The following is a 24,174-nucleotide window of genomic DNA, read 5'->3' on the forward strand; positions in this document are numbered from 1 at the left end:
ATGTATGAACTATACGCATTATTCAGGTGCAGCTCACACATTTTATTTTCGTAGAATAGACTAATGATGTAGCTCTTTTATAATTATGTCCAAACAATGGGAAAGACGTACATGTGCATCTGGAATGAGGTTTGGTAGACTGTGATAATATTTTAAGGAGTTTTTACACCATTGGTAAGCGCTAAGTAAAGCTATTCTATAGTCCGTAGTATTTTGTAAAAAGCCATATTCTTTTGATGTTATAATGAGATGCATGAAATCTTCAGAGCCTTCAAGGAGCTTGTCGTGTATTTGTTGTCCAGCATGATAGCGAAATTGACTTAACGGCTCAGATATATACACCGCATCTCCTTTAGAAAGTAGAGAAATCCAGGATGCCATATCGACACTACAAGCATATGGTCTATCTTGTAGCGTTCCAAAAGGTTCAGTGAGTAACTGTTTTCTAAACAGAATAGTTGTAGGCTCACCGATAATGTTATGCCCACCTTTTAACATCCAGTCGCCTAAAAATATTCCGTTTAATTGAATGTCTTCGCTATATAATCTTTGTGTTGGATGAGCATCTCCAATTAAATTTCCGTGATCATCAATACGTACTCGATAAGAAGTTATAAGAGCGAGATTTTTATTTGTGTCTTGCTCAAAATAAGCCATCATTTTTTGTATTTTATGATTATAAAACACATCATCGTCCATTAAAAAATTTATATACTCCCCATTAGATTTCTCTAAGAGCATAAGATCGTTATGAAATTGTCCTAAAGTAGTGGTATTTCGAATGTATGTTATGTTTTTATAATTAGGTAAATACTGTTCATTTATTAAGATTTCTGTTTCATCATTTGTACTATCGTCTCCTATAATAATTTCAATGTATGGATAAGTTTGTGCTAATGCACTTTCTAGAGCGATTTTGAAATAATGTGGTCGATTATAAGTGGGAATAAGGATGGAAACGAGAGGTGGCTTTTTTTCATTATTCATACGAAACTACCTTTCAGAAGCTTTTTTTGTAAGAACGATATCTTGATAACTTGTATACTCATTTCTGCCGCACCATAAACCATAATGCGGTTTATTAATTACCTCTAAGCCATATTTATTTAATAAGATGCGGATATCTTCTTCAGGATAGGCAACTGCAAAATTAGGAATATCTTTATTCACAACATAACAATTTTCAATTTGATGATAAAAACCTAATGTACTTAGCCCTGAATTTAAGTAATAGGATGATTCAGGGTTAATGAGAAAGAAGGTAATAAAACATCTCCCATCTTTTTTTAGAACACGTACAATCTCAGATACGTAATGTTCTAATTCTTTCGGAAGGAGATGGGTAAATACAGAAGTTAAAAAAACAAAATCGAATGAATCGTCTTCATATGGAAATTTGTATTGAGAAGCATCTTCTTTTCCTTCTGGGTTGTAGAATTGATTATATATATCAACGTGTTCAAAATGAAAATTGCTACGGGCAGCTGAAATATTATTTTTGCACCATGTAATGCCATCTTTAAATAAATCAAATCCATAATAAGCTCCATCATCGCTTAAGTAATTCATTAATGGAACCGCCATTCGGCCGACACCACAACCTACATCTAACACTGTTTCATTGGATTTTAAACTACCAATTTGAATAAAATGCTTTATGAATTCTTTTCCAACCTTTTGAAAGTCGCCCCCTACATATTGGACGAGTTCGGGAGGTGGGATTAATGCGATTTTTTTTTCAAGCTCGCTCATAATTTCACTCCTTCCTTGTAGTAAACAGGGAACCAACATTTTTAATATGCAGCTAACATTTTATAGTGGGAGGAGAAATGATATTTGAACTGTTGCGATATGTAAAAAGCTCCCTAGAACAACTGGAAATAGTAATGGGAGCCTTTGTTTTTATTTATCATGCTATTGGCGAAGGCTAATAATTAGTGTGAGATGGAGAAACCCTAACTGAATAAAGTTTCACCCTATTCTTTTCGCCAATAAACCCCGAATACATCAATTTTAGTAATAGGAGCTTTTAAGTTTCTTTGATTTCTAAAGTCTGTTACAGCATCTGCACATGCTGGTAATCCGTAATCATCAATAATAATATAGCCACCTGTTGAAACTTTATCGTATAAGTTTACAAGACCATCCATCGTTGATTCATACATATCACCGTCAAGGCGAGCAATCGCAATTTTTTCTATCGGTGCTGACGGTAAAGTATCTTTAAACCAACCTTTTAAAAACTTTACCTGGTCATTTAATAAATCGTATTTTCTAAAGTTTTCTTGTACTTGTTCTAAAGAAACACGTAAATAATCAAAGCTGTGTAAGTAATCGCCGAAATCTCTCGGGTATTGTTCTATATTTGGTGTTGGGAGGCCCTCAAATGAATCAGCAACCCATACATTGCGATCAGTAATGTTGTTTGCTTGTAAAAAACCATTCATAAAAATGCACGATCCCCCGCGCCACACACCTGTTTCAATAAAATCACCTTCTATATTTTCACGGACAACTGTTTCTAATGCTTCATGTAATTGATTCATGCGTTCCCGGCCGATCATACTGTGTGCTGCTCTTGGCCAATCCATTCCGTCTTGACGTTCGCTTTTTAAAACGTTAGGTTTAATAATTTTTAAATTATGATTTTCTGCATATTGTTTAATAAATAAAGGGAGTGGAACTGTAACGGGTTCGTATGGAAGTTCCTTAGATATATGTAACGAAGCAGGTAAATATGGCTCATACTCTAGCCATATTTCAAACAGAATTGTTTTCTTTAACAACTCGAGATAAAGCTGGACAGCAGATTTATTTTCCATATAGATGCCTCCTGCGAAATGTCATACAACAATATGATTATGTAGGTAGTGAAGGTTTCATGATTGAATTCATAATTGAAAAAGCAGTAAAACTAATATCAGTTTTACTGCTAAGGAAAAAATTAAGCGATTTTTTCAATAATAATTGATGCACTCGTACCAAGAGCTAACGATAATCCAAGCCCTGTAACAATCGCTTCAACCATTGATGGAGTTACTGTAATTTGTGTAATTGCTTGGATAACGATAGGTGCTCCAAGTGAGATTAAACTTGTTCCAGTGCCAGGGATATCAACACCATTCACTTGAATTGCAAGACCACCTAATACACTTGCTAATGCAGTATATGCGATAACAGTAATTTTATAGAATCCAGTTTCACTTATGATGAAAGTATCAGCATCTAATTGAGAAATTGCTGTACCAAACTGAGATCCAACAGTGTTAAATGGTACTGGGTCATTAAATCCAAGAGATATGCTAATTGCAGCAGAGTTAAATGCGTACAATCCTGCTGGAAGTCCTAATCCAGATGGTCCAGTAGGTCCAGATGGTCCAGTAGGTCCAGTAGGTCCAGTAGGTCCAGTAGGTCCAGTAGGTCCAGTAGGTCCAGTAGGTCCAGTAGGTCCAGTCGGCCCGGTCGGTCCAGTCGAACCAGTAGGTCCAGTCGAACCAGTAGGTCCAGTAGGTCCAGTCGGCCCAGTCGAACCAGTAGGTCCAGTCGCGCCAGTACCGCTAGTCGGCCCGGTCGGTCCAGTAGGTCCAGTCGGCCCGGTAGGAAGGGTAAACGGCGGTATTGGCGGTAAAGTCGGTCCTACAAGATTAGGATCAAATGCACTAGCTGATAAGGATTCATCGGGATTTAAGCCATCTGAATAATTATTATTTGACATAAATTCACCTCCATAAAGCTTTCATTATATAGTAGATGCAAAACCGTAAGAAAATGACACGGACATTTGAATTATTGAAAAGAAATCTTAAATAGCTTGAACAAGTTAAAAAAATGGAAAGTTTATTGTATGTATAACATATGATTGAGTTGGAAGAGGGTGATTTTGTTGAACAAGCAAGGAATTACAATTAGTCTATGTATGATTGTTCGAGATGAGGAAAATACAATAGATCGATGTTTGGACGCGGTAGAAAAAATCGTGGATGAAATTGTAATAGTTGATACAGGTTCTGTTGATCGAACGAAAAAAATTGTAGGAAAATACACTTCTAACATATACGATTTTCAATGGATTGATGATTTTGCAGCGGCTAGAAATTTTGCTTTTTCAAAAGCAACGCAAGAATATATATTATGGCTAGATGCGGATGATGTTTTATTAGAGGATGCTCAAGAATCACTGAAAACATTAAAACGAGAGTTAGATGGTAAAGTTGACGCTGTTTCTATGCCTTACTATCTTGTAATGGATTCTAATGGGAAGCCTTTATATTGCACAAGAAGGTATCGACTTGTAAAGCGCGAAAAACAGTTTCAATGGTTTGGTAAAGTACATGAGTATTTAGCGGTTTCCGGTGAAATTTTTAATAGCAACATTGCTATTACACATAAAAAGGAAAAAGAAGTAACGGATCGTAATTTGAAAATTTTTCAAAATACTGTAGCAGCTGGAGAAGAATTAAGCCCGAGAGATTTATTTTATTACGGTAATGAATCTATGGATAATCAAAAATATGACGATGCGGTTCTTCTGTATGAAACATTTCTTAATCAAGAGGAAGGATGGCATGAAGAGAAAATTTATGCATGTGGTAAGTTAGGGGATTGTTATGCGAAGTTAGGAGACTGGGAGAAGGCAGTTGAATCTTGTACGAAGTCGTTTCGTTATGGTATTCCTAGAGGAGAGAATTGTACAAGAATAGGATATATATACATGGAACAACAAAAGTATAATGAAGCGATATTTTGGTTTAAGCTAGCAACTGAAGTGCCGCTAGCAGAGGATAGTCCTTTTCACAGTCCGGCTAGTTATACGTGGATTCCATATTTGCAAATGTGTATTTGTTATAGCAGATTAGGAGATCAAGATAAAGCTTATTATTATAATGAATTGGCAGCTTCTTATGTTCCGAATAATGCTGCGATTGAATATAACCGTAAATATTTTAGAGGCGTCTATGATAAACAATATAAAATGTGATTTGTTCTATTTTTAGGAAATGACTTGTCGCTATTCTAACGATAGTAGATTGGCTATATATTAGAGTATCGGTAATGTAACCAATAGAGATGGCATCCTTTGTAGAATGTATTTTATTTATATTTCAAATTCAATTTGCATAAGGAGTGTGTGAAATGAATCGGGAGAAAAGTTCTTTATACGAAGAAAAAGCTGAACATTATTATAATGCGGCAAATCCTAATTTATTAAAGCATATAAAAAAGGAATGGCAAGAAGTTCTTGATATTGGCTGCTCGAGCGGTGCATTAGGAGCGGCTATAAAAGAAAATGGAGCACGTGTATCAGGAATTGAAGCGTTCCCAGAGGCTGCCGAAAAAGCGAAAGAAAAACTAGATCATGTTATTTTAGGTGATATAGAAACAATGGATCTTCCTTATGAGAAGGAACAATTTGATTGTGTCATATTCGGGGATGTATTAGAGCATTTATTCGATCCATGGGCTGTCATAGAAAAAGTAAAACCTTATATAAAACAAAATGGAGTTATTTTAGCTAGCATACCGAACGTTGCTCACATTTCAGTGTTAGCTCCTTTATTAGCTGGAAATTGGACGTATACAGAATATGGTTTGTTAGATAAAACACATATTCGTTTCTTTACATTTAATGAGATGTTGCGAATGTTTTTAAAAGCGGGCTATTCTATTAGTAAAGTAGATCGTGTATATATCGATCACAAAATGTATGAACCACTAATTGAAGAGTTATATGGAATTTGTAAGAAATATCGTCTTGGAAGTGGCTTCATGGCTGAGACGGTTGTATTTCAATATATTATTGAAGCAGAAAAATCACAACTATGAATAATCCTGATAAAACGATTTTGATGGTGACATGTGTAAATGATTCGAAATTGTATGCACAATGCGTGAGACATATATTGAAATTGGCAGTACCTCCAGGATATAGTGTACAATTCATGCCAATTCGCGGTGCAAAAAGTATGACGAGCGGATACAATCAAGCACTTTCGAATCCAGCGAAATATAAAGTGTATTTACACCAAGATGTTTTTATTGTAAATGGGGCTTTTTTATTTGGATTAATTCAATTATTTACGGAACACGAGCATCTTGGGATGATTGGGATGGTTGGAGCCCAGTATGTTCCCCCGCACGGTGTATGGAACGAAGGAAGAGGGATAGTTGGGAAAGTAATTGGTTACATGAACGAGTTATTTTATATGGCTAGTTTAGAGCAACCATTTCATGAATCGAAAACATTTATTCCAGTGGAATGTATTGACGGTTTATTGATGGCGACACAATATGATATTCCGTGGCGAGAGGACTTATTTGATGGGTTTGATTTTTATGATGTATCCCAATCGTTTGAATTTAAAAAAGCTGGGTATACAGTCGGTGTCCCTGTGCAGCGTGATGCTTGGTGTATTCATTATCATTTTGATGTAAATATGACGAATTATGAAAAGTATAGGAAAGTGTTCGTGGAGCATTATATGTCAGATGTAAATAAGGAAGAATGAAGGGGCTACAAAAATGAAAGATCATACAATATTAGTCGTTGTTTGTGTAAATAATGAAGAGCTTTTCGAGCAATGTGAGAGACAAATAAGAAACATTTTTGTTCCCCCTGGCTATGTAGTGCAAATTTTTCCGATACGAGATGCGAAAAGTATGGCAAGTGCGTACAATCGAGCACTTTCATATCCGGCGAAATATAAAGTATATATACATCAAGATACTTACCTTATTAATCGTGATATGTTTTATACCCTCATTTCTCTTTTTAAAGAAAATGAAAAGCTTGGCTTAATTGGAGTGGCAGGCGCCCAATTTTTACCGAGTAACGGGATATGGTGGGAAGGTAAAAACTTGGTAGGGAAAGTGATTGAATACAGAAGACGGAATTATCAATTATTAAATTTAAATCAGGATTTTTATGGGAATAAATCATTTATGTCAGTTCAGGCAATTGATGGTCTACTAATGGCAACGCAACATGACCTTCCATGGCGAGAGGATTTGTTTCAAGGATTCCATTTCTATGATGTGTCACAGTCTTTAGAATTTCAAAAGGCTGGATATTTAATTGGTATCCCTAATCAATCAAATCTATGGTGTATTCATTACAATGGAGATGAGTTTGATGCGGATACATATGAGAAATACCGAAAAGTTTTTGTGGAACATTATAAAGATATACTATCTCCATCATAAGGGAGAGATGAAGGATGAAAGGGATTATTTTAGCAGGCGGGACAGGATCGAGATTATATCCAATAACGAAAGTAACAAATAAACATTTACTTCCCGTTGGGCGGTATCCGATGATTTATCATGCGGTATATAAGCTGAAGCAATGTGAAATTACAGATATTATGATTATTACAGGTAAAGAGCATATGGGAGATGTTGTGAGCTTTCTAGGAAGTGGTCAAGAATTTGGTGTGTCCTTTACGTATCGTGTGCAAGATAAGGCGGGCGGGATTGCGCAGGCGCTAGGACTTTGTGAAGATTTCGTTGGTAATGATCGTATGGCAGTTATATTAGGCGATAATATCTTTTCAGATGATATTCGTCCGTATGTTGAAGAGTTTGCAAGTCAAAAAGAAGGGGCAAAAGTGCTGCTTCAATCTGTAGAAGATCCCGAAAGATTTGGTGTAGCGCATATTCAAGGCCGAAAAATAATTGAAATTGAAGAAAAGCCGAAGAAGCCGAAAAGTGCTTATGCTGTGACGGGAATTTATTTGTATGATTCGAAAGTCTTTTCTTATATAAAAGAATTAAAACCTTCCTCAAGAGGGGAACTTGAAATTACAGATATAAATAATTGGTACTTAAAAAGAGGAGTGCTTACTTATAATGAAATGAGCGGCTGGTGGACGGATGCGGGAACGCATGCTTCTCTTCAAAGAGCGAATACGTTAGCGCGGGATATAAACTTTGGGAAACAGTTTAATGGAGAATAGGTGGAAATATGAAAGTTGTAGAAACAAATTTTACCGATGCGAAATTGTTAGAACCGAGGATATTTGGAGATGAGCGCGGTTATTTTACAGAAAGTTATAATAAGAAGATGCTAGAAACGTTAGGGATTACGCATTCATTTGTACAGGATAACGTATCTTATTCAGCTAGGTCGGGGACGATTCGAGGGCTACACTTTCAAAAAAATCCGAAAGCACAAACGAAACTCATTCAAGTTATGCAAGGGGCAATATATGATGTTATCGTTGATTTGCGAAAAGATTCACCTACATTTAAAAAGTGGAGCGGTTATATTTTAAGCGCGGATAATCATAGGCAATTATTAGTGCCGAAAGGATTCGCTCATGGTTTTTGTACACTTGTACCTCATACAATTGTTATGTATAAAGTAGATGAGTATTATAGTGCTAATCACGATTCCGGTTTGCTTTGGGAAGATAAAGAATTATCAATTCCATGGCCGATAACAAATCCTATCTTGTCCGATAAGGATCGAATATTACCATTACTTCAGGAATATGAAGATAGTTTTTAAGTAGGAGAGTTGTTTATGAATATATTAGTTACAGGTGGAGCTGGATTTATTGGAAGTAATTTCATTCACTATATGTTAAAAAACTATGAAACATATAAAATCATTAATTACGATGCATTAACATATAGCGGGAATTTAAATAATGTAAAGTCTATTCAAGAAAATCCTAACTACTCATTTGTAAAAGGGAAAATCCAAAATGGAGAGCTGCTGGAACATGTTATTAAGGAACGTGACGTGCAAGTAATTGTAAATTTCGCGGCTGAATCACATGTGGATCGTAGTATTGAAAACCCAATCCCTTTTTATGATACGAATGTAATAGGTACAGTCACACTGTTGGAGTTAGTGAAAAAATATTCACATATTAAACTCGTGCAAGTATCAACAGATGAAGTATACGGTTCTTTAGGGAAAACCGGAAAATTTACAGAGGAAACCCCGCTAGCTCCTAATAGTCCATATTCTTCAAGTAAAGCGAGTAGCGACATGATAGCCTTATCTTATTATGAAACGTATCAATTACCAGTTGTTGTAACACGTTGTTCTAATAACTATGGACCGTACCAATATCCTGAGAAATTAATTCCGTTAATGGTTACGAATGCGCTTGAAGAAAAGAAACTACCATTATATGGTGATGGATTGAATGTAAGGGATTGGCTGCATGTAACGGATCATTGTAGTGCAATTGACACCGTTTTACATAAGGGATGTGTAGGAGAGGTATATAATATCGGCGGGAATAACGAAAAAACAAATGTAGATGTTGTGGAACAAATTATAAAACTTTTAGGAAAAACGAAAAAAGATATTGAATTTGTAACAGACCGTTTAGGTCACGACCGTCGTTATGCGATTGATGCACAAAAAATGAAGAATGAGTTTGAATGGGAACCGAAGTATACGTTCGAACAAGGATTAAAAGAAACGGTGGAATGGTATAAAAACAATGTGGACTGGTGGAAACCACTAAAAGAAAAGTAAGGGGCATGTAGATGAAAGAACGGATTATCATAACGGGAGCGAACGGTCAGCTAGGGAAGCAACTACAAGAAGAGTTGAATTCTGAAGAATATGACATATATCCATTTGATAAAAAGTTATTAGATGTAACAAATATATCCCGAATTAAGCAAGTGGTACAAGAAATAAAGCCACATACAATTGTTCATTGTGCAGCGTATACGAAGGTAGATGGTGCTGAGAAAGAACAGGATCTTGCTTACTTAATAAATGCGATTGGAGCTCGAAATGTAGCGGTTGCTTCACAATTAGTAGGGGCTAAGTTAGTGTATGTCAGTACCGATTATGTATTTCCAGGTGACAAACCGGATGGCTATCATGAATTTCATAATCCAGCACCGATAAATATATATGGAGCTTCTAAATTTGCAGGAGAGCAGTTCGTAAAAGAGTTACATAATAAATATTTTATAGTTCGTACATCGTGGTTGTATGGTAAGTATGGAAATAATTTTGTGAAAACGATGCTACGATTAGGAAAAGAGAGAGAAAAGATATCTGTTGTAGCTGATCAAGTTGGTTCTCCTACGTACGTGGCGGATTTAATTACTGTGATTAATAAGCTCATCCATACATCCTTATACGGTACGTATCACGTATCAAATCGCGGTTCATGTTCTTGGTTTGAATTTGCTCAAAAAATATTTTCGCATACAAAAATAAGAGTGAATGTGTTACCTGTGTCGACTGAGGAATTTGGATCGGCGGCAGCGAGACCGAAATATTCGATCTTTCAGCATAAAATGCTACAATTAAATGGTTTTTTACAAATGCCTACTTGGGAAGAAGGATTAGAAAGGTTTTTTATAGAAACAAAAAGTCATTAACAAATTTATGTTAGTGACTTTTTTGTTTGCCTTTAAGAGGTTTTATGGTACTATAATTATAGTATCAGGTACTAATAACAAGTATAAGTATTTCTGGGAGGATATATCATGGAACTATTACAAGGGAAAACATTTGTTGTTATGGGCGTTGCGAACCAAAGAAGTATTGCATGGGGAATTGCTCGCTCTTTGCATAATGCAGGTGCAAAATTAATATTCACATATGCAGGAGAGCGTTTAGAAAGAAACGTTCGTGAACTAGCGGAAACATTAGAAGGACAAGAATCACTTGTATTACCTTGTGATGTAACGAATGATGAGGAACTTACAGCTTGCTTTGAAACTATTAAGCAAGAAGTTGGTACAATTCACGGTGTTGCACACTGTATTGCTTTTGCAAATCGTGATGATTTAAAAGGCGAATTTGTAGATACTTCTCGCGATGGATTTTTACTTGCACAAAATATTAGTGCATTCTCTTTAACAGCTGTAGCAAGAGAAGCGAAGAAAGTAATGACAGAAGGCGGAAATATTTTAACTTTAACATACCTTGGCGGCGAGCGCGTTGTGAAGAACTATAACGTTATGGGTGTGGCGAAAGCTTCATTAGAAGCTAGCGTGAAATATTTAGCGAACGATTTAGGACAACATGGCATTCGCGTTAACGCTATTTCTGCAGGGCCGATTCGTACGTTATCTGCGAAAGGTGTAGGCGACTTTAACTCAATCTTAAAAGAAATTGAAGAGCGCGCACCACTTCGTCGTGCGACGACTCCAGAAGAAGTTGGAGATACAGCAGTATTCTTATTCAGTGATTTAGCACGCGGAGTAACAGGTGAAAACATTCATGTTGATTCAGGATATCATATTCTAGGATAAATATAATATTGATTATAGTTTTTTAAAAAGGACAGTCTCTACATATTGAGGCTGTCCTTTTTAATTGTTCTAGGAAAGAACGATTTTTAACGAAAGTTCTTGCATTGTTATGAATATAACTATAATAGTACACGATTTATCCAGCTATGTATGGAAGTGGGAGGGACGAGTGTGAAGAATAAAAATAAAAGTTCAACAGTTGGAAAACCGTTGTTATATATTGCACAAGTAAATTTAGAACTTGCTGCACCGAAAATAAAAAGAATTATCCTTACAAACTTTGAAAATGAGGATAGAAAAGAGCAAAGTGATAGAAATGAAAGTATTGTAAGTAGTGCAGTGGAAGAGACGGTAGAACGAGAAAAGCTTGCGAAAGAGGAGCAGCAAGTGGAAGAAGAAAAAGTAGAAGGCAAACTAGAAGAAGAGGAACAAGAAGAGCAAGTGAGAACAGTCCCGCACAATAAATCATTTAAGGATATGAGCAATGAAGAAAAACTTCAGTTTTTAGTAAGCCGCCCTCATTACATTCCGAAAGTAAGATGTAGGATAAGAACGACTACCGTCTCATATATAGGATCGATTATATCTTATCGTAATGGCATTGTATCCATTATGCCACCAAATAGTATGAGAGATGTTCGGTTATCTATAGAAGACATCAAAACGATTGATATGGCCGGTTTTTAAATATGTAAAGGTGGTAGAAAGCTTCTACCACCCCAATAGTTTTTTAGTTTACTTAACTATAGAAACGTCGCGTAAGCACTGAATAGCACAGAAGCAGCTTAAATCAACAGTAATGCAAGTAGATGTCGATATTAATCTTGCATTTGGTACAGCTAAAAACGTACAAATTGGATCGTCGTTAGGTGGTACAGGAGAACCATCACCTAATACTACAGTTAACACACGTAGGACAGCACAGCTATCGTCATCTACGCTTTCTACACGGAAAATTGGAGATTGGCAGCTAGTAAGGCTTGAAGATGGTGCAAATGCTTCAAATGGCGTTCCAGCTTTTGTGTATAAAATAAAAGGGCGTGTATTTGCTACTGCTGCAGTATTGTGTGCTCCTAAAAATGGAATTTCACAACCAGAACCACATGTTGAACTAGAGCAATCTTGTAATTCATTGATGAATTTTACGACGTCAACTACACAATGAGAAGAGCCATGGTGTTTATTTTCGTTACAACTCATTAATGTCACTCCTTATCTTCTTGTTTGTATTTACATTAATAAGATATTGGAGTGGGGGAGATTTGGTCACAATCTTAAGACCTTTTTTTTTAAATAGGCTAAAGAGGATAGGGAAGGTGGAATTATGTTATTTACAAGCTGGCTTTTATTTTTTATTTTTGCGCTAGCTGCTTTTAGGTTAACTCGTCTTATTGTTTATGATAAAATTACAACTTTTTTGCGAAGACCGTTTATTGATGAGTTAGAGATTACAGAGCCTGATGGAAGTGTATCGACTTTTACAAAGGTGAAAGGGAAAGGATTAAGAAAGTGGATTGGAGAATTATTAAGCTGCTATTGGTGTACAGGTGTGTGGGTTAGTGCTTTTTTATTAGTTTTATATAAATGGATTCCAATTGTTGCAGAGCCTGTGCTAGCATTATTAGCCATTGCAGGTGCAGCAGCGATCATTGAAACAATTACAGGATATTTTATGGGAGAATAATAAAGTGAAACTTTAATCAGTGGGGGCATCCCCCGCTAATTATCAGCCCTCACCAATCGGGATAAATCTTCATGATGCTAGTAAAAGCGGAGTTTAAGAGGATGAGGGAACGGAAATAAGGAGTTGTTCATATAGTAAATAGACAGAATTGACAGTAGAGGAGATGTTTGCTGTGAGCAATAATCCAAGGCAAAATTCATATGACCTACAGCAGTGGTATAACATACAGCAACAGCAACAAGCACAACATCAGGCATATCAAGAGCAATTACAGCAACAAGGGTTTGTGAAAAAAAAGGGATGCAACTGTGGGAAAAAGAAGAATACAATAAAACAATATGAAGAATGAAACACTCATGTTACGGTGAGTGTTTTTTATTATAAATATAAAAAGCGGTATTTCAATTAAGAAATACCGCCTTTTACTAGCTAATTTGTGCAACTGTTAATGCTGCAGCACGGATGTCTACAGTTCCAAGCAGTTCAACTGGTACAATTTGAATTAAGTCACCAGGGTTTAAGTTAATAAGAATAACACCACTGGATACATCTACTTCACCAGTACCAATAACGTTAGAGCGAACTGCTGTACCTGATCCAGGAATAATGTTAGCTGGTGTACCTAATGATAAGAAGAAACGACCAGCTTCTGGTGCAGTAGGAACGTTATCAAGACTAATTGTTAATGTATAACTGATTTGATAAATACCAGCTACTTGAATTCGAATACCGTCTCCGACACTTACTGTATTATTTATTACAGGAACAGTAATATTTGGGTTTGGACTTACGCTAGGTAATAGTAGTGGTGTGAATAATGAAGCGAATTGAGGTGCAGAAGCGTTGAAAGCAAAACCGAAGGCAGGTAGTGTACTAGGTGGTTTCGCTTCGCAATCAATTTTAGTAAATTCGCAATCAGAAGAGAACATGTTTTTCACTCCTTTATCTGTTTCTACTTTCAGTTAATGAAAAGGACAGGTTCTATGTTCTAGACAAGTTCCCAATTTTATAAAAAATACATAATAATACCTTTTAAGCATGGATTGGGTGGCAGAAAATTCTGCCACCCAATCCATGCTTAAATCGTTATTTAGTTTTAAATCGTAACATCACGTAAGCATTGAATAGCACAGAAACAACTTAAATCAACTGTCAGACAAGCAGGGGTCGATATTAACCTTGCATTTGGTACATTTAAAAACGTACAAATTGGATCGTCACCAGGTGGTACAGAGGATCCATCACCTAATACTACAGCTAATGCACGTAACACAGCACAATCATCATCATCAATGCTTTCAACGCGAAAAATTGGAGATCTACAGCTAACAAGACTTCCTGATGGTGCAAATGCTTCAAAAGGTTCTCCAGTTTTTGTGTATAAAATAAAAGGACGTGTATTCGCTACTGATGCAGTGTTATGTGCTCCTAAAAATGGAACTTCGCAACCAGATCCACATGTAGTGGTTGCACATTCTTGTAATTCATGTATAAAACGAACGACATTAGATACACAGTTGAAATCAAAATCATGGTGATGATTATCTTCGTTGCAATTGCAGCTCATTATGTTCACTCCTTATCGTGAGTTCTGACATACACTATTACAATATGAACGGGATATGGTCGATATTACGTTAATTCTTAGGATAGAAACAGGGAATTTATCCCGCATTAACGGGCAGTAAGACTCCCGCCTCAAAATTTAGCAGGAGCAAAGAAGTTAGGTGAGAGCCCTGCTGCCCGTAAACGCCCGATTGGTGAGGGCTAATAATCAGTGGGGGATGAACAAAATCCCCACTGATTAAAGTTTCACTTTATATAGAGGGGATGTACATAACGTGATATGGAAAAAAGACACCCTTATTTAATGGGTGTCTTTTCAGGTAAATCTTTTCGCGTAGTATATAAAAAACGAGATATATCTAGTTTTTTTCCTCTGAAAAATTGCGGAGAGGAAATGTAAAGTTCTTCTTTTGCGCGTGTAATTGCGACATAAAGTAGTCGGCGTTCTTCTTCTAAGGCTTCAGAAGTATCTGTGACACGGTCATTTGCATCTTTTAAAGAAGAAGTGTGCGGCAGAATACCATCGCTCGCTCCAAGTAAAAAGACGCATGGAAACTCAAGGCCTTTCGCGTTATGAATCGACATAAGCGATACGGCATCTTTTTGCGGCATTGTTTTTAATGCTTCCATTTCTTTTTGGCCTTGAATCGCCTCGTCAATAAATTGTAAGTAAGCTGGAATATCCGTAAAGCGAGTTGCAGACTCCATTAATTCTTCTAACATTTCTTCTTGTATGTCCTTATGCATCGTAAAGGAAGAACGATCATTACTTTGTAAGTACTCTAAATACTTTCCTTTACCATGAATAATTTCTTTCAATGCTTTTTTCGGTTCAAGTTCTTTTATAAACTTAATAAAATCAATTCGCTCATTTACTTTTTTAACTTGAAAAGGTTTCAAGCTTGGGTTTAATAATAGAAAATGAAGAAGAGAAGGGAAACGGCCCTCACCATATTTCCATTGTTCACGTTCAATAAATGAAATGCACTCATCACGGCCAATATACATCGTTGGCAATATATTTGAAAGTGATTCGAGGCGGAACGGTTCCAGCACGAGTCGTAAATGATCTAATACGGGCCTAATTAAAGAATGCTCGTAGAACGATTGGCTCGCCCCATGTTTTATAAATGGAATTTTATGAATTGTAAGCTGATCGAGTAAAGAACGACTTACAGAATGTGTACGATATAATAAACAAAAATCTTTATAATTTCGTTCACCACTATCTACTTTTTCCTGAATGAGTTGCAAAATTTGATTTGCTTCATCAAGAGTTGTCGCAGGTCGTGCATAAAACGGCTGCATGCCATCGTTACGAACAGAATATAGCTCTTTATCAAAACGTTCTTGATTGAGCTTAATAACTTCATTTCCAAGTCCGACGATAAATGGATTAGATCGATAATTCGTATTAAGCGCGATAATCGTTGTATTATCAAATTCCTTTGGAAAAGATAAAATAATTTGGTGACTTGCCCCTCGCCAGCCGTAAATCGCTTGATCGTCATCACCTGCGATAAATAAATTATTTCTTGGCGTGGCTAACAATTTTACAATTTCATATTGTGCATACGACGTATCTTGAAACTCATCTACTTCAATGTAATGAAAACGCTCTTGTAATTGAGTAAGCAGAGGAGCGTTATTTTCTAACAGATAATACATTTCTAATAAGATGTCGTCAAAATCGATATAATTGTATCGTTGTTTTACCTCTTCGAAACGCTCGTATACTTCTTTGAACTCTTGTTCAACCGGTGTTTTCGCTTGTACATCTTTTGGACGATTCAATTTGTTTTTCTCAAGTGAAATCATAGCGAGTATCGTTTCAGCATCATAATCGTCTTTCAAACGTAATTCTTTCAAAATTTTCTTTATCATAATTTGTTTATGTTTTTCATTTGCTAAAATTTGCTGATTATATCCTTGACTACGAAGCAATTTTAAAAAGACAGAGTGGAATGTACCAGCAACGACATAGCTACTTGCGGCATGATTCATACCAGGTAAATTCGCTACACGGCTTCGAATTTCTTCAGCTGCTTTTTGTGTAAACGTCAGCAGCAAAATATTTCGCGGATGGACATGTTTTACATTAACTAAATAACCAACGCGAGTTGTTAAAACAGATGTTTTACCACTTCCAGCACCAGCTAGTGTAAGGACAGGTCCTTCTGTCGTTTGCACTGCTTCTAACTGTTTTTCATTTAAATAAATACCTTGCTGTTCTAAAGCGCGGAAATACGCCGCATCTGCATCTTCTTCCATAATTAAATGGGTAGATGTTTTCGGAATATGATACGTCGCTTGCGGAATGCCAGCGTGTGTTAACGATTTTTGTGAAAATTTTTCTTGTGTCATATATTCACCTTCAAAACTATAGCATCAACATTTAACTTTAGCGGAAGAAAAAGAAAATAGCAATGTAAAAAAACAGGAGGGGCTACCTCCTGTTTTCAAATTACAATTCTTTTATCATAACGACGTGCGGGATATCGGCTTCCATAAATACATCAGAACTCGTAACATACCCAAGTTTTTTATAGAAATCTTCAGCGTGCGTTTGAGCATGAAGTTTCAGTTTTGGTAGCGATTCTTCCTTCGCATATGCTTCAAGTGCATCCATAATGATTTTGCCAATGCCTTTTTTGCGATGGGAAGCTAGTACGCAAATGCGTTCCATTTTTCCAACTGCATCAACGATGCGGAAGCGACCAGCACCAACTGGAACATCATTATCATATATAACAACGTGCGCCGAAGTATCTTCAAACTCATCATACTCTTCTTCTGCAGAAACACGTTGCTCATTCACAAATACTTGCTTACGTACAGAGAATGCATCTCTTAGTTGTTCGTCCGTTTGTACGATTTGTGCGTGCAAATTAGTTGTTCTCCTTTCCAAGGTGGAATGTTTCATGTACAGTCCATGTTCCATTTTCTAATTGGTATAGAAGGTGGAAACGATCGATTGGTTGCTCATAATAGAAATCTTTCATACGTAATCGACCTAATACATCAGCGTGCTCTGCATCTGATAAGTCTTGACCGATTGTTAAATGCGGTACGAAAGAGTACTCGCGTTCTTGTGTAAAGAATCCATTATGCATTTCTTCATTTAAGAAAGTAAGTTCAGGTGTTTTTTCTACTTTAAAATAAAGAACATTATTAACAGGTGCGAATGAACCGACTTTTCCAACATGAAGGGTGAAAGGGTTCGTTTTGATTGCGATTGTATGTAACTCATTCACAATCGATTCTAATTGTTCATCTTGCGTCTCAAAGGGTGTTTTCAATGTAATATGTGGCGGAACTAATGCGTAATGTGGATCATAACGCTTACGCAATCCGTTCGCTTTATCTTGAATCATTTTTGATGGGAAAATTACAATTCCTAATTTCATGTTCCAATTCCTCCCTTTGCAAGTCTAGTTAGATTTTGAGAATAAATCTCTTTGTCTATTATATCAAATTATTCTGAATACCGCTCTCTATTATTTCATTGATAGAATATGAGAAAATGCTTTCGGTAAATCTGCTTGCCAATATTTCCATGTATGATTCCCTTCAAACTCTTCATAATGCGTGATGAAATTTCTATCTGTAAGTAGTTTGTTTAACTCGCGATTTGGCTCTACGAAATCAGATACTTGTCCGTCTGTACGCTTGACAGCTGTTTCTTCGGTCCCAATGACGTGATAAATTTCTAGCGCCCCCGGATCTTTGAAATCTTTTGCTAAGTTCATGACTGTTTCATCAACAAATGGTGATTGCATAACGACCTTGCCGAATGTATGCGGATACATAAGTGCGGTCATGAAGGAAACTGTACCGCCAAGAGAATCTCCAATTAAAACGCGTCCTTTACCCATTTGATACGTTGGATAATTTGCATCAATATATGGAGCAAGCTCGTGAGCAAGGAAACGAATGTAAGCAGCATTTTTTACATCGCTCGGGAAATATTTTTCCTTACGATCGTGTACATTTTTATATGGAATACCGACAATAATTGTGCGGTCGATTTCTTCAGTTTCACGAAGACGCTCAATTACACGGTGCGCTTTACCGAGCTGAAAATAATCTCTACCATCTTGTGCAATAACAACCGTATGTTTATGGAGAGGTGTGTAATTTACTGGTAAATAAACAAGAAGTGTAAGTTCTTCTTGAAGTGATGTACTAAAAAATGAAATTTCTTCAATTCTCCCTATTGTTTGATTCATGTATATCCCCCTAAATGAAAATTTACTGTAATGATTGTAAGAGCGACGCTTGTAGTGAAAAGGAAAGAAATATTCACTAATAGGCGCCTTAATTTCTATTTTACCATAATGGTACGAAGAATCTAAAAAATTAGTATTTAAGTTATGAAAGAAAACGGATATAATGAAGTGGGATTTTTTACAGGTGAGAGGGGAGACAGGATTTGAAACAAGAAAGATCAATCGCACTACCATTAGCCGTTTCCATTATAGCCATTTCATTCGCAGCTGTTTTTGCAAAGCTGTCCTCAGCACCATCTTCAATTTTAAGTATGTACCGATTATGGATTATCGTACTTATTATGCTGCCGATCGTTTGGAAAAAACGGGAAGAGTTTAGTAGGATTCAAATAAAAGATTGGGGATTTTTAATTGGATCTGGTTTCTTTTTAGCTCTTCATTTTCTTTTATGGTTTGAATCCTTAAAGCATACGACAGTTGCTAGTTCGACGATTATTTTAGCACTTCAACCGATCGTATCTTTAGTGGGAGGTTTTTTCTTATTTAAAGAAAGAACAACCTACTCAGCAATTGCGACGATGGGAATTGCGATACTAGGCGTAATGTGTATTGGCTGGGGAGATTTAGGGCTAAGTGAGCAAGCAATTTATGGGGATATATTATCCTTTTTAAGTGTAATAGCAGTTGTCGGTTATTTATTTATCGGACAAACGACAGTAAAGAAAGTATCTCATTGGATTTATAGTTTTACTGTATTTGCCTTCGCTGGTATATTTATAGCGATTTATAACGTTATACTTCAAGTGCCATTTACAGGCTATACGAAGTGGGATTGGAGTATTTTTCTTTTACTTGCGATTGTACCGACAGTGTCACACGTCATTAATAATTGGTTATTAAATTACGTAAATGCAACAACAATTTCAATGAGTATTTTAGGGGAACCAGTTGGGGCATCTATACTAGCGTTCTTCTTACTTGGGGAAAAATTAAACGCAATGCAAATTATCGGTAGCATACTCGTATTGTTTGGTGTATCTGTTTTCTTACTACAGCAACAAAAGCGAACATCAAAAAATGTGGTGAACGAGCCGGCTTATACACAGGAAGTATAACGAGTTTATTGTAAAATATGAGAAGAGAAGTTATTGGTAACTTCTCTTTTTTTGTTCCATGCAGAAAATAAAACAGATCAATAGGGGGAATTCCCGCCATATAGCATGAAAAAAGATAATATATAGTGGAGTTACATCATACGTTTCTCATACAAATATAGAGGGGGAAGGAGAGACCAAATGAAAGATATTTTAATGAAATACATGACAAAGCTTACAACATTAAGTGAAGAGCAGCAGCGCATAATCGTGGAAGAATTACAAATTGAAGAATATAAAAAAGGAACAGTGCTCCTAAGACAAGGAGATGTTCCGTCAAAATGTTATTTTGTATTAAAAGGATGCGTGAGGCAGCACTGTATAGATGAAGCAGGGAGAGAGGTTACATCAAATTTTTATACAGAAGAACAAGCAATCGCAAATTTCAATCATCATAAACAAGATAAATCATCCCCACATACGTTAACGTGCCTAGAAGATTGTCTAGTTGTAGTTGGCGATCTGTATAGTGAAAAGGACATGTATAAGAAATATTCACAGTTAGAAGAAATGACGCGCCAAATGATTGAATACAATTTTGGTGAAGTACAAGAAGAACTTACATTATTTATTGCATCGACACCAGAAGAGCGCTACAAATCATTATTACAAAAGCGACCTCATTTAATTCATCGTGTTCCTCAATATCAATTGGCAAGTTATCTAGGTATTACGCCAGAATCATTAAGCAGAATTAAGAAACGACTCAAATAGTAGAGTTTTTTCCACCTCTAAGCAATAGCCATATACTAAATCCTAGTTCACCTGCGATCATCGGTAGTTGAAAGACAACGTTAAGAATGGAAATAATCGCATCATATTGTGAAAACATCGTATTCATTACGTTAATGATGATATAGCCGATTGCAGCAATGAGCAGTAATATACTAATAGTTTTCGGTATGTTTTTAGATTGAAAGGTTACGTATCCTAAGGTGAGAAGATGTAAACCGAAAATGATTAATCCTACAGACCAAATGTGTTCAAAAGCTTCTAGAAATAACATTGTATATGCTTCTGAATTAGCAACTGTGCTTTTTGAAAGCAGCAATACCAATGTTAAATTGAATATAGCAATCCCAAGTATAGCTGTATACATAAGACGAAGACAGGCAGCTAGTAATGAGAGGCTAGCATGGATAGGTTTTAGAAAGAAATAAAGAGCCCACGAGGCGATAATATCCGTAATAAAAATGATAATCCATCCGAAAATTTCTGCTTTGAAAAGTGAACTTGAAGTTTGAATATTATGGAGTGTCGTGCTCGCATCTCCTTGTACAACGAGATTTCCGTGAACAAAACCGTAAGAAAAAAATGCAGCGAATGCCATAATAAGAAGAGAAGCACCAGCAAATAAGGCAAACTTTCGTTCATTCATCATACATCCTCCTATTTCAATATTGCTTTCATTTTAATAGAGTAGAGGTGGATGATTCATTGACTTAAATCAAGAGAGGAGGAGTTTAATGGAATTTCCATCAAAAAAAGATGTATGGTTATATCCAATTTTTTTAGTTGCCATTGGTGCATGTTTTGCACCGTTATTAGCTGGAAGAGCTTACTTTCTGCTACTTTTTACGATTCCTTTAGTAATTCTTTTCGTTTGGAGCTGGTTTACAACGAAATATATCGTGGAAGAAGAAGTGATTTTTATTAAATCAGGACCCATTAAGAAGCGGATTTTAATAAAAGATATAAAGAAAATTTCCAATACAAAAAATCCATTAGCCGCCTATGCACTATCATTCGATCGATTAGAAATTTTATATGGATCATATGAAACAGAACTTATTTCTCCAAAAAATAAAGAAAAATTTATTTTGTTGTTAAAAAGGAAAAATCCTCAAATTGAAATAAAGTAAAAGAGTGGCTTCATAGCCACTCTTTTACTTTGGATTTGTCATATAAGGCTGTACATGAATGACACATAAATCACGAAATTTTCCTTCAGCAGTTGTAACAATTACGACTGCTCTTCCTGCACTTTTTCCAGTAATCGTTACCGTATCACCTTTTGGATATATAGTGATAATGTCAGAATTCATATTTGTCCAAATAAGTTCTTTATCGGTTGCTTGCATTGGCAAAACAGAAGCTGATAAATCCGCACTTTGTCCAGTTTTTATTTTTAACTTATTTTTTTGCATATGAATACCGATAACGGAAATAACAGAAGGAGCAATTGAAATTTTGGATGGATTAGGTTGAATTTTTAAACAAGACGTAGAAGTGTTTGTAATAGGTGAAAATTTTCTTATATGTTGTTGCTGGAAAGCTGCTAACATGTTGGAGTCCCCTTTCTGTATAAGTGCTGATACTAATACTATAACGGAGTAGTGTTATGTTAAATTTAACGAAACATAAAGAATTTGTTAAATTTGAGAAGAAGATTGTCGAACTGTAAAAAAAAAATCTCTGCTGTTACGATAACAGCAGAGATTTCTTTTTTATAGATTATGACGATGTTGTTTTTCAAAATCCTCAAATTGCTCTTCAACTTCTTTTGAAGGTTTAGTTAGTAAACTAACAATTATGATCACTATTAAACTAATAGCGAAACCAGGAATCATTTCATATAAGAAATCTTTTAGGAATTTGAATTGAGTCCAAATAATTACTGTAGCGGCACCTGAAATCATACCAGCAAGCGCGCCCCATTTCGTCATACGTTTCCAATATAAGCTTAATAAAATAGCAGGTCCAAATGAAGAACCAAATCCAGCCCAAGCATATCCAACAAGAGCTAAAATCGTATCATTTTGTTTAAGCGCTAATGCACACCCAATTAAAGCAACGCCAAGAACAGCCATACGACCGACAAATACAAGCTCTTTATCAGAAGCAGAACGCTTAAAGAATGTACGATATAAATCTTCAGTTACCGCACTTGAAGTAACGAGCAACTGAGAAGAGATTGTGCTCATAATAGCTGCTAAAATAGCGGCTAATAAAAATCCAGTAATAAGTGGGTGGAATAAAATTTTTCCAAGTTCAAGGAAAATTGTCTCTGGGTTAGATAATGTCAAACCTTGTTGTGAATAGTAAGCAATACCGATAAGACCAGTAAACATAGCTCCGACAACAGAGAAAATCATCCAGCTCATACCAATTCTTCGTGCGCTTTTAATTTCTTTTACAGACGAAATTGCCATAAAGCGTACGATAATATGAGGTTGTCCAACATAACCAAGGCCCCATGCGAATAAAGAAATCATTCCTAAAGTAGAGGCACCTTTAAAAATATCTAAACGTGTTGGATCTACAGATCGAATTGTATCAAATGCAGGTCCAAGTCCGTTTGAATTCATAATTGTTACAATAGGAACAAGAATAAGAGCAATTACCATAATGATTCCTTGCACGAAATCTGTCCAACTTACTGCTAAGAAACCACCAAATAGTGTGTAAGCTACAACAACGCCTGCTACAATGAGTAATCCAACATGATAGTTCATACCAAATGAATTTTCAAATAATACAGCGCCTGAAACGAGTCCTGAAGCTACATAGAAAGTAAAGAAAATCATAATAACAAGTCCGGATACTAAGCGTAGCATGTGAGATTTGTCGTGGAAGCGGTGTTCCAAAAATTCTGGGATAGTAATAGAGTTGTTTGCAATTTCTGAGTAGGTACGTAAGCGAGGAGCGACATAAAGCCAGTTTGCGTATGCGCCTAGTGTTAGGCCGATCGCAATCCAACTACTACTTAATCCAACGCTAAACATTGCACCGGGTAATCCCATTAAAAGCCAACCACTCATATCGGATGCTCCAGCACTTAATGCTGTTACTGCGGGGCCTAGTGTACGCCCGCCAAGCATATAATCTGTTAAGTTGGACGTTCGTTTGTAGGCGAAATAGCCGATTACTAACATCCCGAGCATGTAAATAGAGATAGAAGTTAAAGTTAACATCTGCGTACTCATGTAGTTCCCCTTCCTTTTGTCATGTCTTTTGATGCATTTTGCATATTTATAATCTATCATGATTATTCAGAAAAATCCATTCGGAAATACGAATTTTCTGAAATGTAAGCGTTTTTTGACAATGTCTCGCTTTTGTAATATATAATTTTCTGACAAAAAACCTTAATTTTAATAGAGTATTTATTATATTTACATAAAAACAGGTTGTTTTGTCAATATAATATCGGATGAAGAAAAAATATTTTTTTTGGAAAAAGTATTGACTTATTAGAAATGAGAGGAATATAATGAGTGCAACTTAAAAAAATGCAAGCGTTGATGAAGAAGAGTACACATGATGAACATGTCAGAGAGCTGATGGTTGGTGCGAATCAGTA

29 protein-coding genes and 1 other annotated feature (1 of these 30 cut by a window edge) are annotated in these 24,174 nt (G+C 36.0%); of the genes, 15 read left to right on the top strand and 14 right to left on the bottom strand.

Going from position 1 to position 24,174, the window contains the following annotated elements:
• Window positions 1-60: 60 nt before the first annotated feature.
• From ACFVQC_RS10780 to ACFVQC_RS10795, 4 genes are all read right to left on the bottom strand, one after another.
• On the bottom strand, window positions 61-987 hold the full coding sequence (locus ACFVQC_RS10780) for a glycosyltransferase family 2 protein (protein WP_377898327.1): 927 nt from the start codon (window positions 985-987) through the stop codon (window positions 61-63).
• A 6-nt stretch (window positions 988-993) separates the two neighbouring features.
• Window positions 994-1,752 (bottom strand): class I SAM-dependent methyltransferase, encoded by a 759-nt coding sequence (locus ACFVQC_RS10785; protein WP_377898328.1) that lies wholly within the window; start codon window positions 1,750-1,752, stop codon window positions 994-996.
• Window positions 1,753-1,976: 224 nt separating this feature from the next.
• Entirely contained in the window at window positions 1,977-2,822 is an 846-nt protein-coding gene (locus ACFVQC_RS10790; RefSeq protein WP_377898329.1) for a TylF/MycF family methyltransferase, read from the bottom strand.
• Window positions 2,823-2,944: 122 nt separating this feature from the next.
• A complete protein-coding gene (locus tag ACFVQC_RS10795) occupies window positions 2,945-3,715 on the bottom strand; it encodes a BclA C-terminal domain-containing protein (protein WP_377898330.1) in 771 nt (256 codons plus the stop codon).
• A 165-nt stretch (window positions 3,716-3,880) separates the two neighbouring features.
• Between ACFVQC_RS10795 and ACFVQC_RS10800 the strand changes: the two genes are divergently transcribed.
• The 10 genes from ACFVQC_RS10800 to ACFVQC_RS10845 all read left to right on the top strand — a co-directional run bounded on the left by ACFVQC_RS10800 (window position 3,881) and on the right by ACFVQC_RS10845 (window position 11,925).
• Window positions 3,881-4,978, top strand: a complete 1,098-nt coding sequence (locus ACFVQC_RS10800; RefSeq protein WP_377898331.1) for a glycosyltransferase — start codon at window positions 3,881-3,883, stop codon at window positions 4,976-4,978.
• Window positions 4,979-5,133: 155 nt separating this feature from the next.
• Window positions 5,134-5,823, top strand: a complete 690-nt coding sequence (locus ACFVQC_RS10805) for a class I SAM-dependent methyltransferase (RefSeq protein ID WP_219917499.1) — start codon at window positions 5,134-5,136, stop codon at window positions 5,821-5,823.
• Window positions 5,820-6,506: a glycosyltransferase family protein gene (locus ACFVQC_RS10810; protein WP_002149797.1), complete on the top strand. Its 687-nt coding sequence runs from the start codon at window positions 5,820-5,822 to the stop codon at window positions 6,504-6,506. Before ACFVQC_RS10805 ends, ACFVQC_RS10810 begins: the two co-directional genes overlap by 4 nt.
• A gap of 13 nt (window positions 6,507-6,519) precedes the next feature.
• Entirely contained in the window at window positions 6,520-7,200 is a 681-nt protein-coding gene (locus ACFVQC_RS10815; RefSeq protein WP_377898332.1) for a glycosyltransferase family protein, read from the top strand.
• A 14-nt stretch (window positions 7,201-7,214) separates the two neighbouring features.
• On the top strand, window positions 7,215-7,952 hold the full coding sequence (locus ACFVQC_RS10820; RefSeq protein ID WP_377898333.1) for a sugar phosphate nucleotidyltransferase: 738 nt from the start codon (window positions 7,215-7,217) through the stop codon (window positions 7,950-7,952).
• A gap of 8 nt (window positions 7,953-7,960) precedes the next feature.
• Window positions 7,961-8,506 (top strand): dTDP-4-dehydrorhamnose 3,5-epimerase, encoded by a 546-nt coding sequence (gene rfbC / locus ACFVQC_RS10825; protein WP_377892484.1) that lies wholly within the window; start codon window positions 7,961-7,963, stop codon window positions 8,504-8,506.
• A gap of 15 nt (window positions 8,507-8,521) precedes the next feature.
• Window positions 8,522-9,493: a dTDP-glucose 4,6-dehydratase gene (gene rfbB, locus ACFVQC_RS10830; RefSeq protein ID WP_377898334.1), complete on the top strand. Its 972-nt coding sequence runs from the start codon at window positions 8,522-8,524 to the stop codon at window positions 9,491-9,493.
• Window positions 9,494-9,504: 11 nt separating this feature from the next.
• On the top strand, window positions 9,505-10,359 hold the full coding sequence (rfbD, locus tag ACFVQC_RS10835; RefSeq protein ID WP_377898335.1) for a dTDP-4-dehydrorhamnose reductase: 855 nt from the start codon (window positions 9,505-9,507) through the stop codon (window positions 10,357-10,359).
• Between the two features lie 108 nt (window positions 10,360-10,467).
• A complete protein-coding gene (gene fabI, locus ACFVQC_RS10840) occupies window positions 10,468-11,238 on the top strand; it encodes an enoyl-ACP reductase FabI (protein ID WP_002011384.1) in 771 nt (256 codons plus the stop codon).
• A 150-nt stretch (window positions 11,239-11,388) separates the two neighbouring features.
• Complete coding sequence (locus tag ACFVQC_RS10845; RefSeq protein ID WP_377898662.1) at window positions 11,389-11,925, top strand: spore coat CotO family protein; 537 nt, start codon at window positions 11,389-11,391, stop codon at window positions 11,923-11,925.
• Window positions 11,926-11,973: 48 nt separating this feature from the next.
• On the opposite strand, the gene exsY is transcribed toward ACFVQC_RS10845, so the two are convergent.
• Complete coding sequence (exsY, locus tag ACFVQC_RS10850) at window positions 11,974-12,438, bottom strand: exosporium assembly protein ExsY (protein ID WP_377898336.1); 465 nt, start codon at window positions 12,436-12,438, stop codon at window positions 11,974-11,976.
• A 124-nt stretch (window positions 12,439-12,562) separates the two neighbouring features.
• Here exsY and ACFVQC_RS10855 point away from each other — a divergent pair, with 124 nt between their 5' ends.
• Window positions 12,563-12,922, top strand: coding sequence for a DUF1360 domain-containing protein (locus ACFVQC_RS10855; RefSeq protein ID WP_377898337.1), 360 nt, complete (start codon window positions 12,563-12,565; stop codon window positions 12,920-12,922).
• A 163-nt stretch (window positions 12,923-13,085) separates the two neighbouring features.
• Entirely contained in the window at window positions 13,086-13,271 is a 186-nt protein-coding gene (locus tag ACFVQC_RS10860; protein WP_033718211.1) for a hypothetical protein, read from the top strand.
• A gap of 76 nt (window positions 13,272-13,347) precedes the next feature.
• Here ACFVQC_RS10860 and exsF read toward each other — a convergent pair whose 3' ends face one another.
• The 6 genes from exsF to ACFVQC_RS10890 all read right to left on the bottom strand — a co-directional run bounded on the left by exsF (window position 13,348) and on the right by ACFVQC_RS10890 (window position 18,717).
• Window positions 13,348-13,851, bottom strand: a complete 504-nt coding sequence (exsF, locus tag ACFVQC_RS10865) for an exosporium protein ExsF (protein ID WP_377898338.1) — start codon at window positions 13,849-13,851, stop codon at window positions 13,348-13,350.
• A 167-nt stretch (window positions 13,852-14,018) separates the two neighbouring features.
• Window positions 14,019-14,489 carry a spore coat protein CotY gene (cotY, locus tag ACFVQC_RS10870; RefSeq protein WP_002149778.1) on the bottom strand — a complete coding sequence of 157 codons (471 nt, stop codon included), beginning with the start codon at window positions 14,487-14,489 and terminating at the stop codon, window positions 14,019-14,021.
• A gap of 296 nt (window positions 14,490-14,785) precedes the next feature.
• Window positions 14,786-16,852, bottom strand: a complete 2,067-nt coding sequence (locus ACFVQC_RS10875) for an ATP-dependent helicase (protein ID WP_377892475.1) — start codon at window positions 16,850-16,852, stop codon at window positions 14,786-14,788.
• Between the two features lie 100 nt (window positions 16,853-16,952).
• Complete coding sequence (locus tag ACFVQC_RS10880; RefSeq protein WP_377898339.1) at window positions 16,953-17,375, bottom strand: GNAT family N-acetyltransferase; 423 nt, start codon at window positions 17,373-17,375, stop codon at window positions 16,953-16,955.
• A 1-nt stretch (window position 17,376) separates the two neighbouring features.
• Complete coding sequence (locus ACFVQC_RS10885) at window positions 17,377-17,895, bottom strand: YjcG family protein (RefSeq protein ID WP_377892473.1); 519 nt, start codon at window positions 17,893-17,895, stop codon at window positions 17,377-17,379.
• A gap of 90 nt (window positions 17,896-17,985) precedes the next feature.
• Window positions 17,986-18,717: an alpha/beta hydrolase gene (locus ACFVQC_RS10890; RefSeq protein ID WP_377898340.1), complete on the bottom strand. Its 732-nt coding sequence runs from the start codon at window positions 18,715-18,717 to the stop codon at window positions 17,986-17,988.
• 203 nt (window positions 18,718-18,920) lie between these two features.
• On the opposite strand from ACFVQC_RS10890, the gene ACFVQC_RS10895 reads away from it, so the two are divergent.
• On the top strand, window positions 18,921-19,832 hold the full coding sequence (locus ACFVQC_RS10895) for a DMT family transporter (RefSeq protein WP_377898341.1): 912 nt from the start codon (window positions 18,921-18,923) through the stop codon (window positions 19,830-19,832).
• Between the two features lie 180 nt (window positions 19,833-20,012).
• A complete protein-coding gene (locus ACFVQC_RS10900) occupies window positions 20,013-20,585 on the top strand; it encodes a Crp/Fnr family transcriptional regulator (RefSeq protein ID WP_377898342.1) in 573 nt (190 codons plus the stop codon).
• Here ACFVQC_RS10900 and ACFVQC_RS10905 read toward each other — a convergent pair.
• Window positions 20,578-21,249, bottom strand: a complete 672-nt coding sequence (locus ACFVQC_RS10905; protein ID WP_377898343.1) for a DUF4386 domain-containing protein — start codon at window positions 21,247-21,249, stop codon at window positions 20,578-20,580. The two genes, ACFVQC_RS10900 and ACFVQC_RS10905, sit on opposite strands and share 8 nt — an antisense overlap.
• An 88-nt stretch (window positions 21,250-21,337) precedes the next feature.
• On the opposite strand from ACFVQC_RS10905, the gene ACFVQC_RS10910 reads away from it, so the two are divergent.
• A complete protein-coding gene (locus ACFVQC_RS10910) occupies window positions 21,338-21,733 on the top strand; it encodes a PH domain-containing protein (protein ID WP_377898344.1) in 396 nt (131 codons plus the stop codon).
• A gap of 24 nt (window positions 21,734-21,757) precedes the next feature.
• On the opposite strand, the gene ACFVQC_RS10915 is transcribed toward ACFVQC_RS10910, so the two are convergent.
• Window positions 21,758-22,156, bottom strand: coding sequence for an Ig-like domain-containing protein (locus tag ACFVQC_RS10915; RefSeq protein WP_377892462.1), 399 nt, complete (start codon window positions 22,154-22,156; stop codon window positions 21,758-21,760).
• Window positions 22,157-22,318: 162 nt separating this feature from the next.
• Window positions 22,319-23,797: a sodium/proline symporter PutP gene (putP, locus tag ACFVQC_RS10920; RefSeq protein WP_377898345.1), complete on the bottom strand. Its 1,479-nt coding sequence runs from the start codon at window positions 23,795-23,797 to the stop codon at window positions 22,319-22,321.
• A gap of 306 nt (window positions 23,798-24,103) precedes the next feature.
• Window positions 24,104-24,174: a binding site (T-box leader), on the top strand (it continues 168 nt past the right edge of the window).

It is taken from the genome of Bacillus sp. NPDC057893, assembly GCF_042796455.1.
GTDB lineage: Bacteria > Bacillota > Bacilli > Bacillales > Bacillaceae_G > Bacillus_A.

Bases quoted from the DNA above. Each gene is read 5' to 3' on its own strand.
- ACFVQC_RS10805 (WP_219917499.1), top strand. From the start codon at position 5,134: ATGAATCGGGAGAAAAGTTCTTTATACGAAGAAAAAGCTGAACATTAT.
- rfbD (WP_377898335.1), top strand. From the start codon at position 9,505: ATGAAAGAACGGATTATCATAACGGGAGCGAACGGTCAGCTAGGGAAG.
- rfbC (WP_377892484.1), top strand. From the start codon at position 7,961: ATGAAAGTTGTAGAAACAAATTTTACCGATGCGAAATTGTTAGAACCG.
- ACFVQC_RS10785 (WP_377898328.1), bottom strand. From the start codon at position 1,752: ATGAGCGAGCTTGAAAAAAAAATCGCATTAATCCCACCTCCCGAACTC.
- exsF (WP_377898338.1), bottom strand. From the start codon at position 13,851: ATGTTCTCTTCTGATTGCGAATTTACTAAAATTGATTGCGAAGCGAAA.
- ACFVQC_RS10890 (WP_377898340.1), bottom strand. From the start codon at position 18,717: ATGAATCAAACAATAGGGAGAATTGAAGAAATTTCATTTTTTAGTACA.
- ACFVQC_RS10820 (WP_377898333.1), top strand. From the start codon at position 7,215: ATGAAAGGGATTATTTTAGCAGGCGGGACAGGATCGAGATTATATCCA.
- ACFVQC_RS10860 (WP_033718211.1), top strand. From the start codon at position 13,086: ATGTTTGCTGTGAGCAATAATCCAAGGCAAAATTCATATGACCTACAG.
- ACFVQC_RS10780 (WP_377898327.1), bottom strand. From the start codon at position 987: ATGAATAATGAAAAAAAGCCACCTCTCGTTTCCATCCTTATTCCCACT.
- ACFVQC_RS10875 (WP_377892475.1), bottom strand. From the start codon at position 16,852: ATGACACAAGAAAAATTTTCACAAAAATCGTTAACACACGCTGGCATT.
- ACFVQC_RS10855 (WP_377898337.1), top strand. From the start codon at position 12,563: ATGTTATTTACAAGCTGGCTTTTATTTTTTATTTTTGCGCTAGCTGCT.
- ACFVQC_RS10885 (WP_377892473.1), bottom strand. From the start codon at position 17,895: ATGAAATTAGGAATTGTAATTTTCCCATCAAAAATGATTCAAGATAAA.
- ACFVQC_RS10900 (WP_377898342.1), top strand. From the start codon at position 20,013: ATGAAAGATATTTTAATGAAATACATGACAAAGCTTACAACATTAAGT.
- rfbB (WP_377898334.1), top strand. From the start codon at position 8,522: ATGAATATATTAGTTACAGGTGGAGCTGGATTTATTGGAAGTAATTTC.
- ACFVQC_RS10845 (WP_377898662.1), top strand. From the start codon at position 11,389: ATGGAAGTGGGAGGGACGAGTGTGAAGAATAAAAATAAAAGTTCAACA.
- ACFVQC_RS10905 (WP_377898343.1), bottom strand. From the start codon at position 21,249: ATGAATGAACGAAAGTTTGCCTTATTTGCTGGTGCTTCTCTTCTTATT.
- putP (WP_377898345.1), bottom strand. From the start codon at position 23,797: ATGAGTACGCAGATGTTAACTTTAACTTCTATCTCTATTTACATGCTC.
- ACFVQC_RS10795 (WP_377898330.1), bottom strand. From the start codon at position 3,715: ATGTCAAATAATAATTATTCAGATGGCTTAAATCCCGATGAATCCTTA.
- ACFVQC_RS10910 (WP_377898344.1), top strand. From the start codon at position 21,338: ATGGAATTTCCATCAAAAAAAGATGTATGGTTATATCCAATTTTTTTA.
- fabI (WP_002011384.1), top strand. From the start codon at position 10,468: ATGGAACTATTACAAGGGAAAACATTTGTTGTTATGGGCGTTGCGAAC.
- cotY (WP_002149778.1), bottom strand. From the start codon at position 14,489: ATGAGCTGCAATTGCAACGAAGATAATCATCACCATGATTTTGATTTC.
- ACFVQC_RS10815 (WP_377898332.1), top strand. From the start codon at position 6,520: ATGAAAGATCATACAATATTAGTCGTTGTTTGTGTAAATAATGAAGAG.
- ACFVQC_RS10810 (WP_002149797.1), top strand. From the start codon at position 5,820: ATGAATAATCCTGATAAAACGATTTTGATGGTGACATGTGTAAATGAT.
- ACFVQC_RS10915 (WP_377892462.1), bottom strand. From the start codon at position 22,156: ATGTTAGCAGCTTTCCAGCAACAACATATAAGAAAATTTTCACCTATT.
- exsY (WP_377898336.1), bottom strand. From the start codon at position 12,438: ATGAGTTGTAACGAAAATAAACACCATGGCTCTTCTCATTGTGTAGTT.
- ACFVQC_RS10790 (WP_377898329.1), bottom strand. From the start codon at position 2,822: ATGGAAAATAAATCTGCTGTCCAGCTTTATCTCGAGTTGTTAAAGAAA.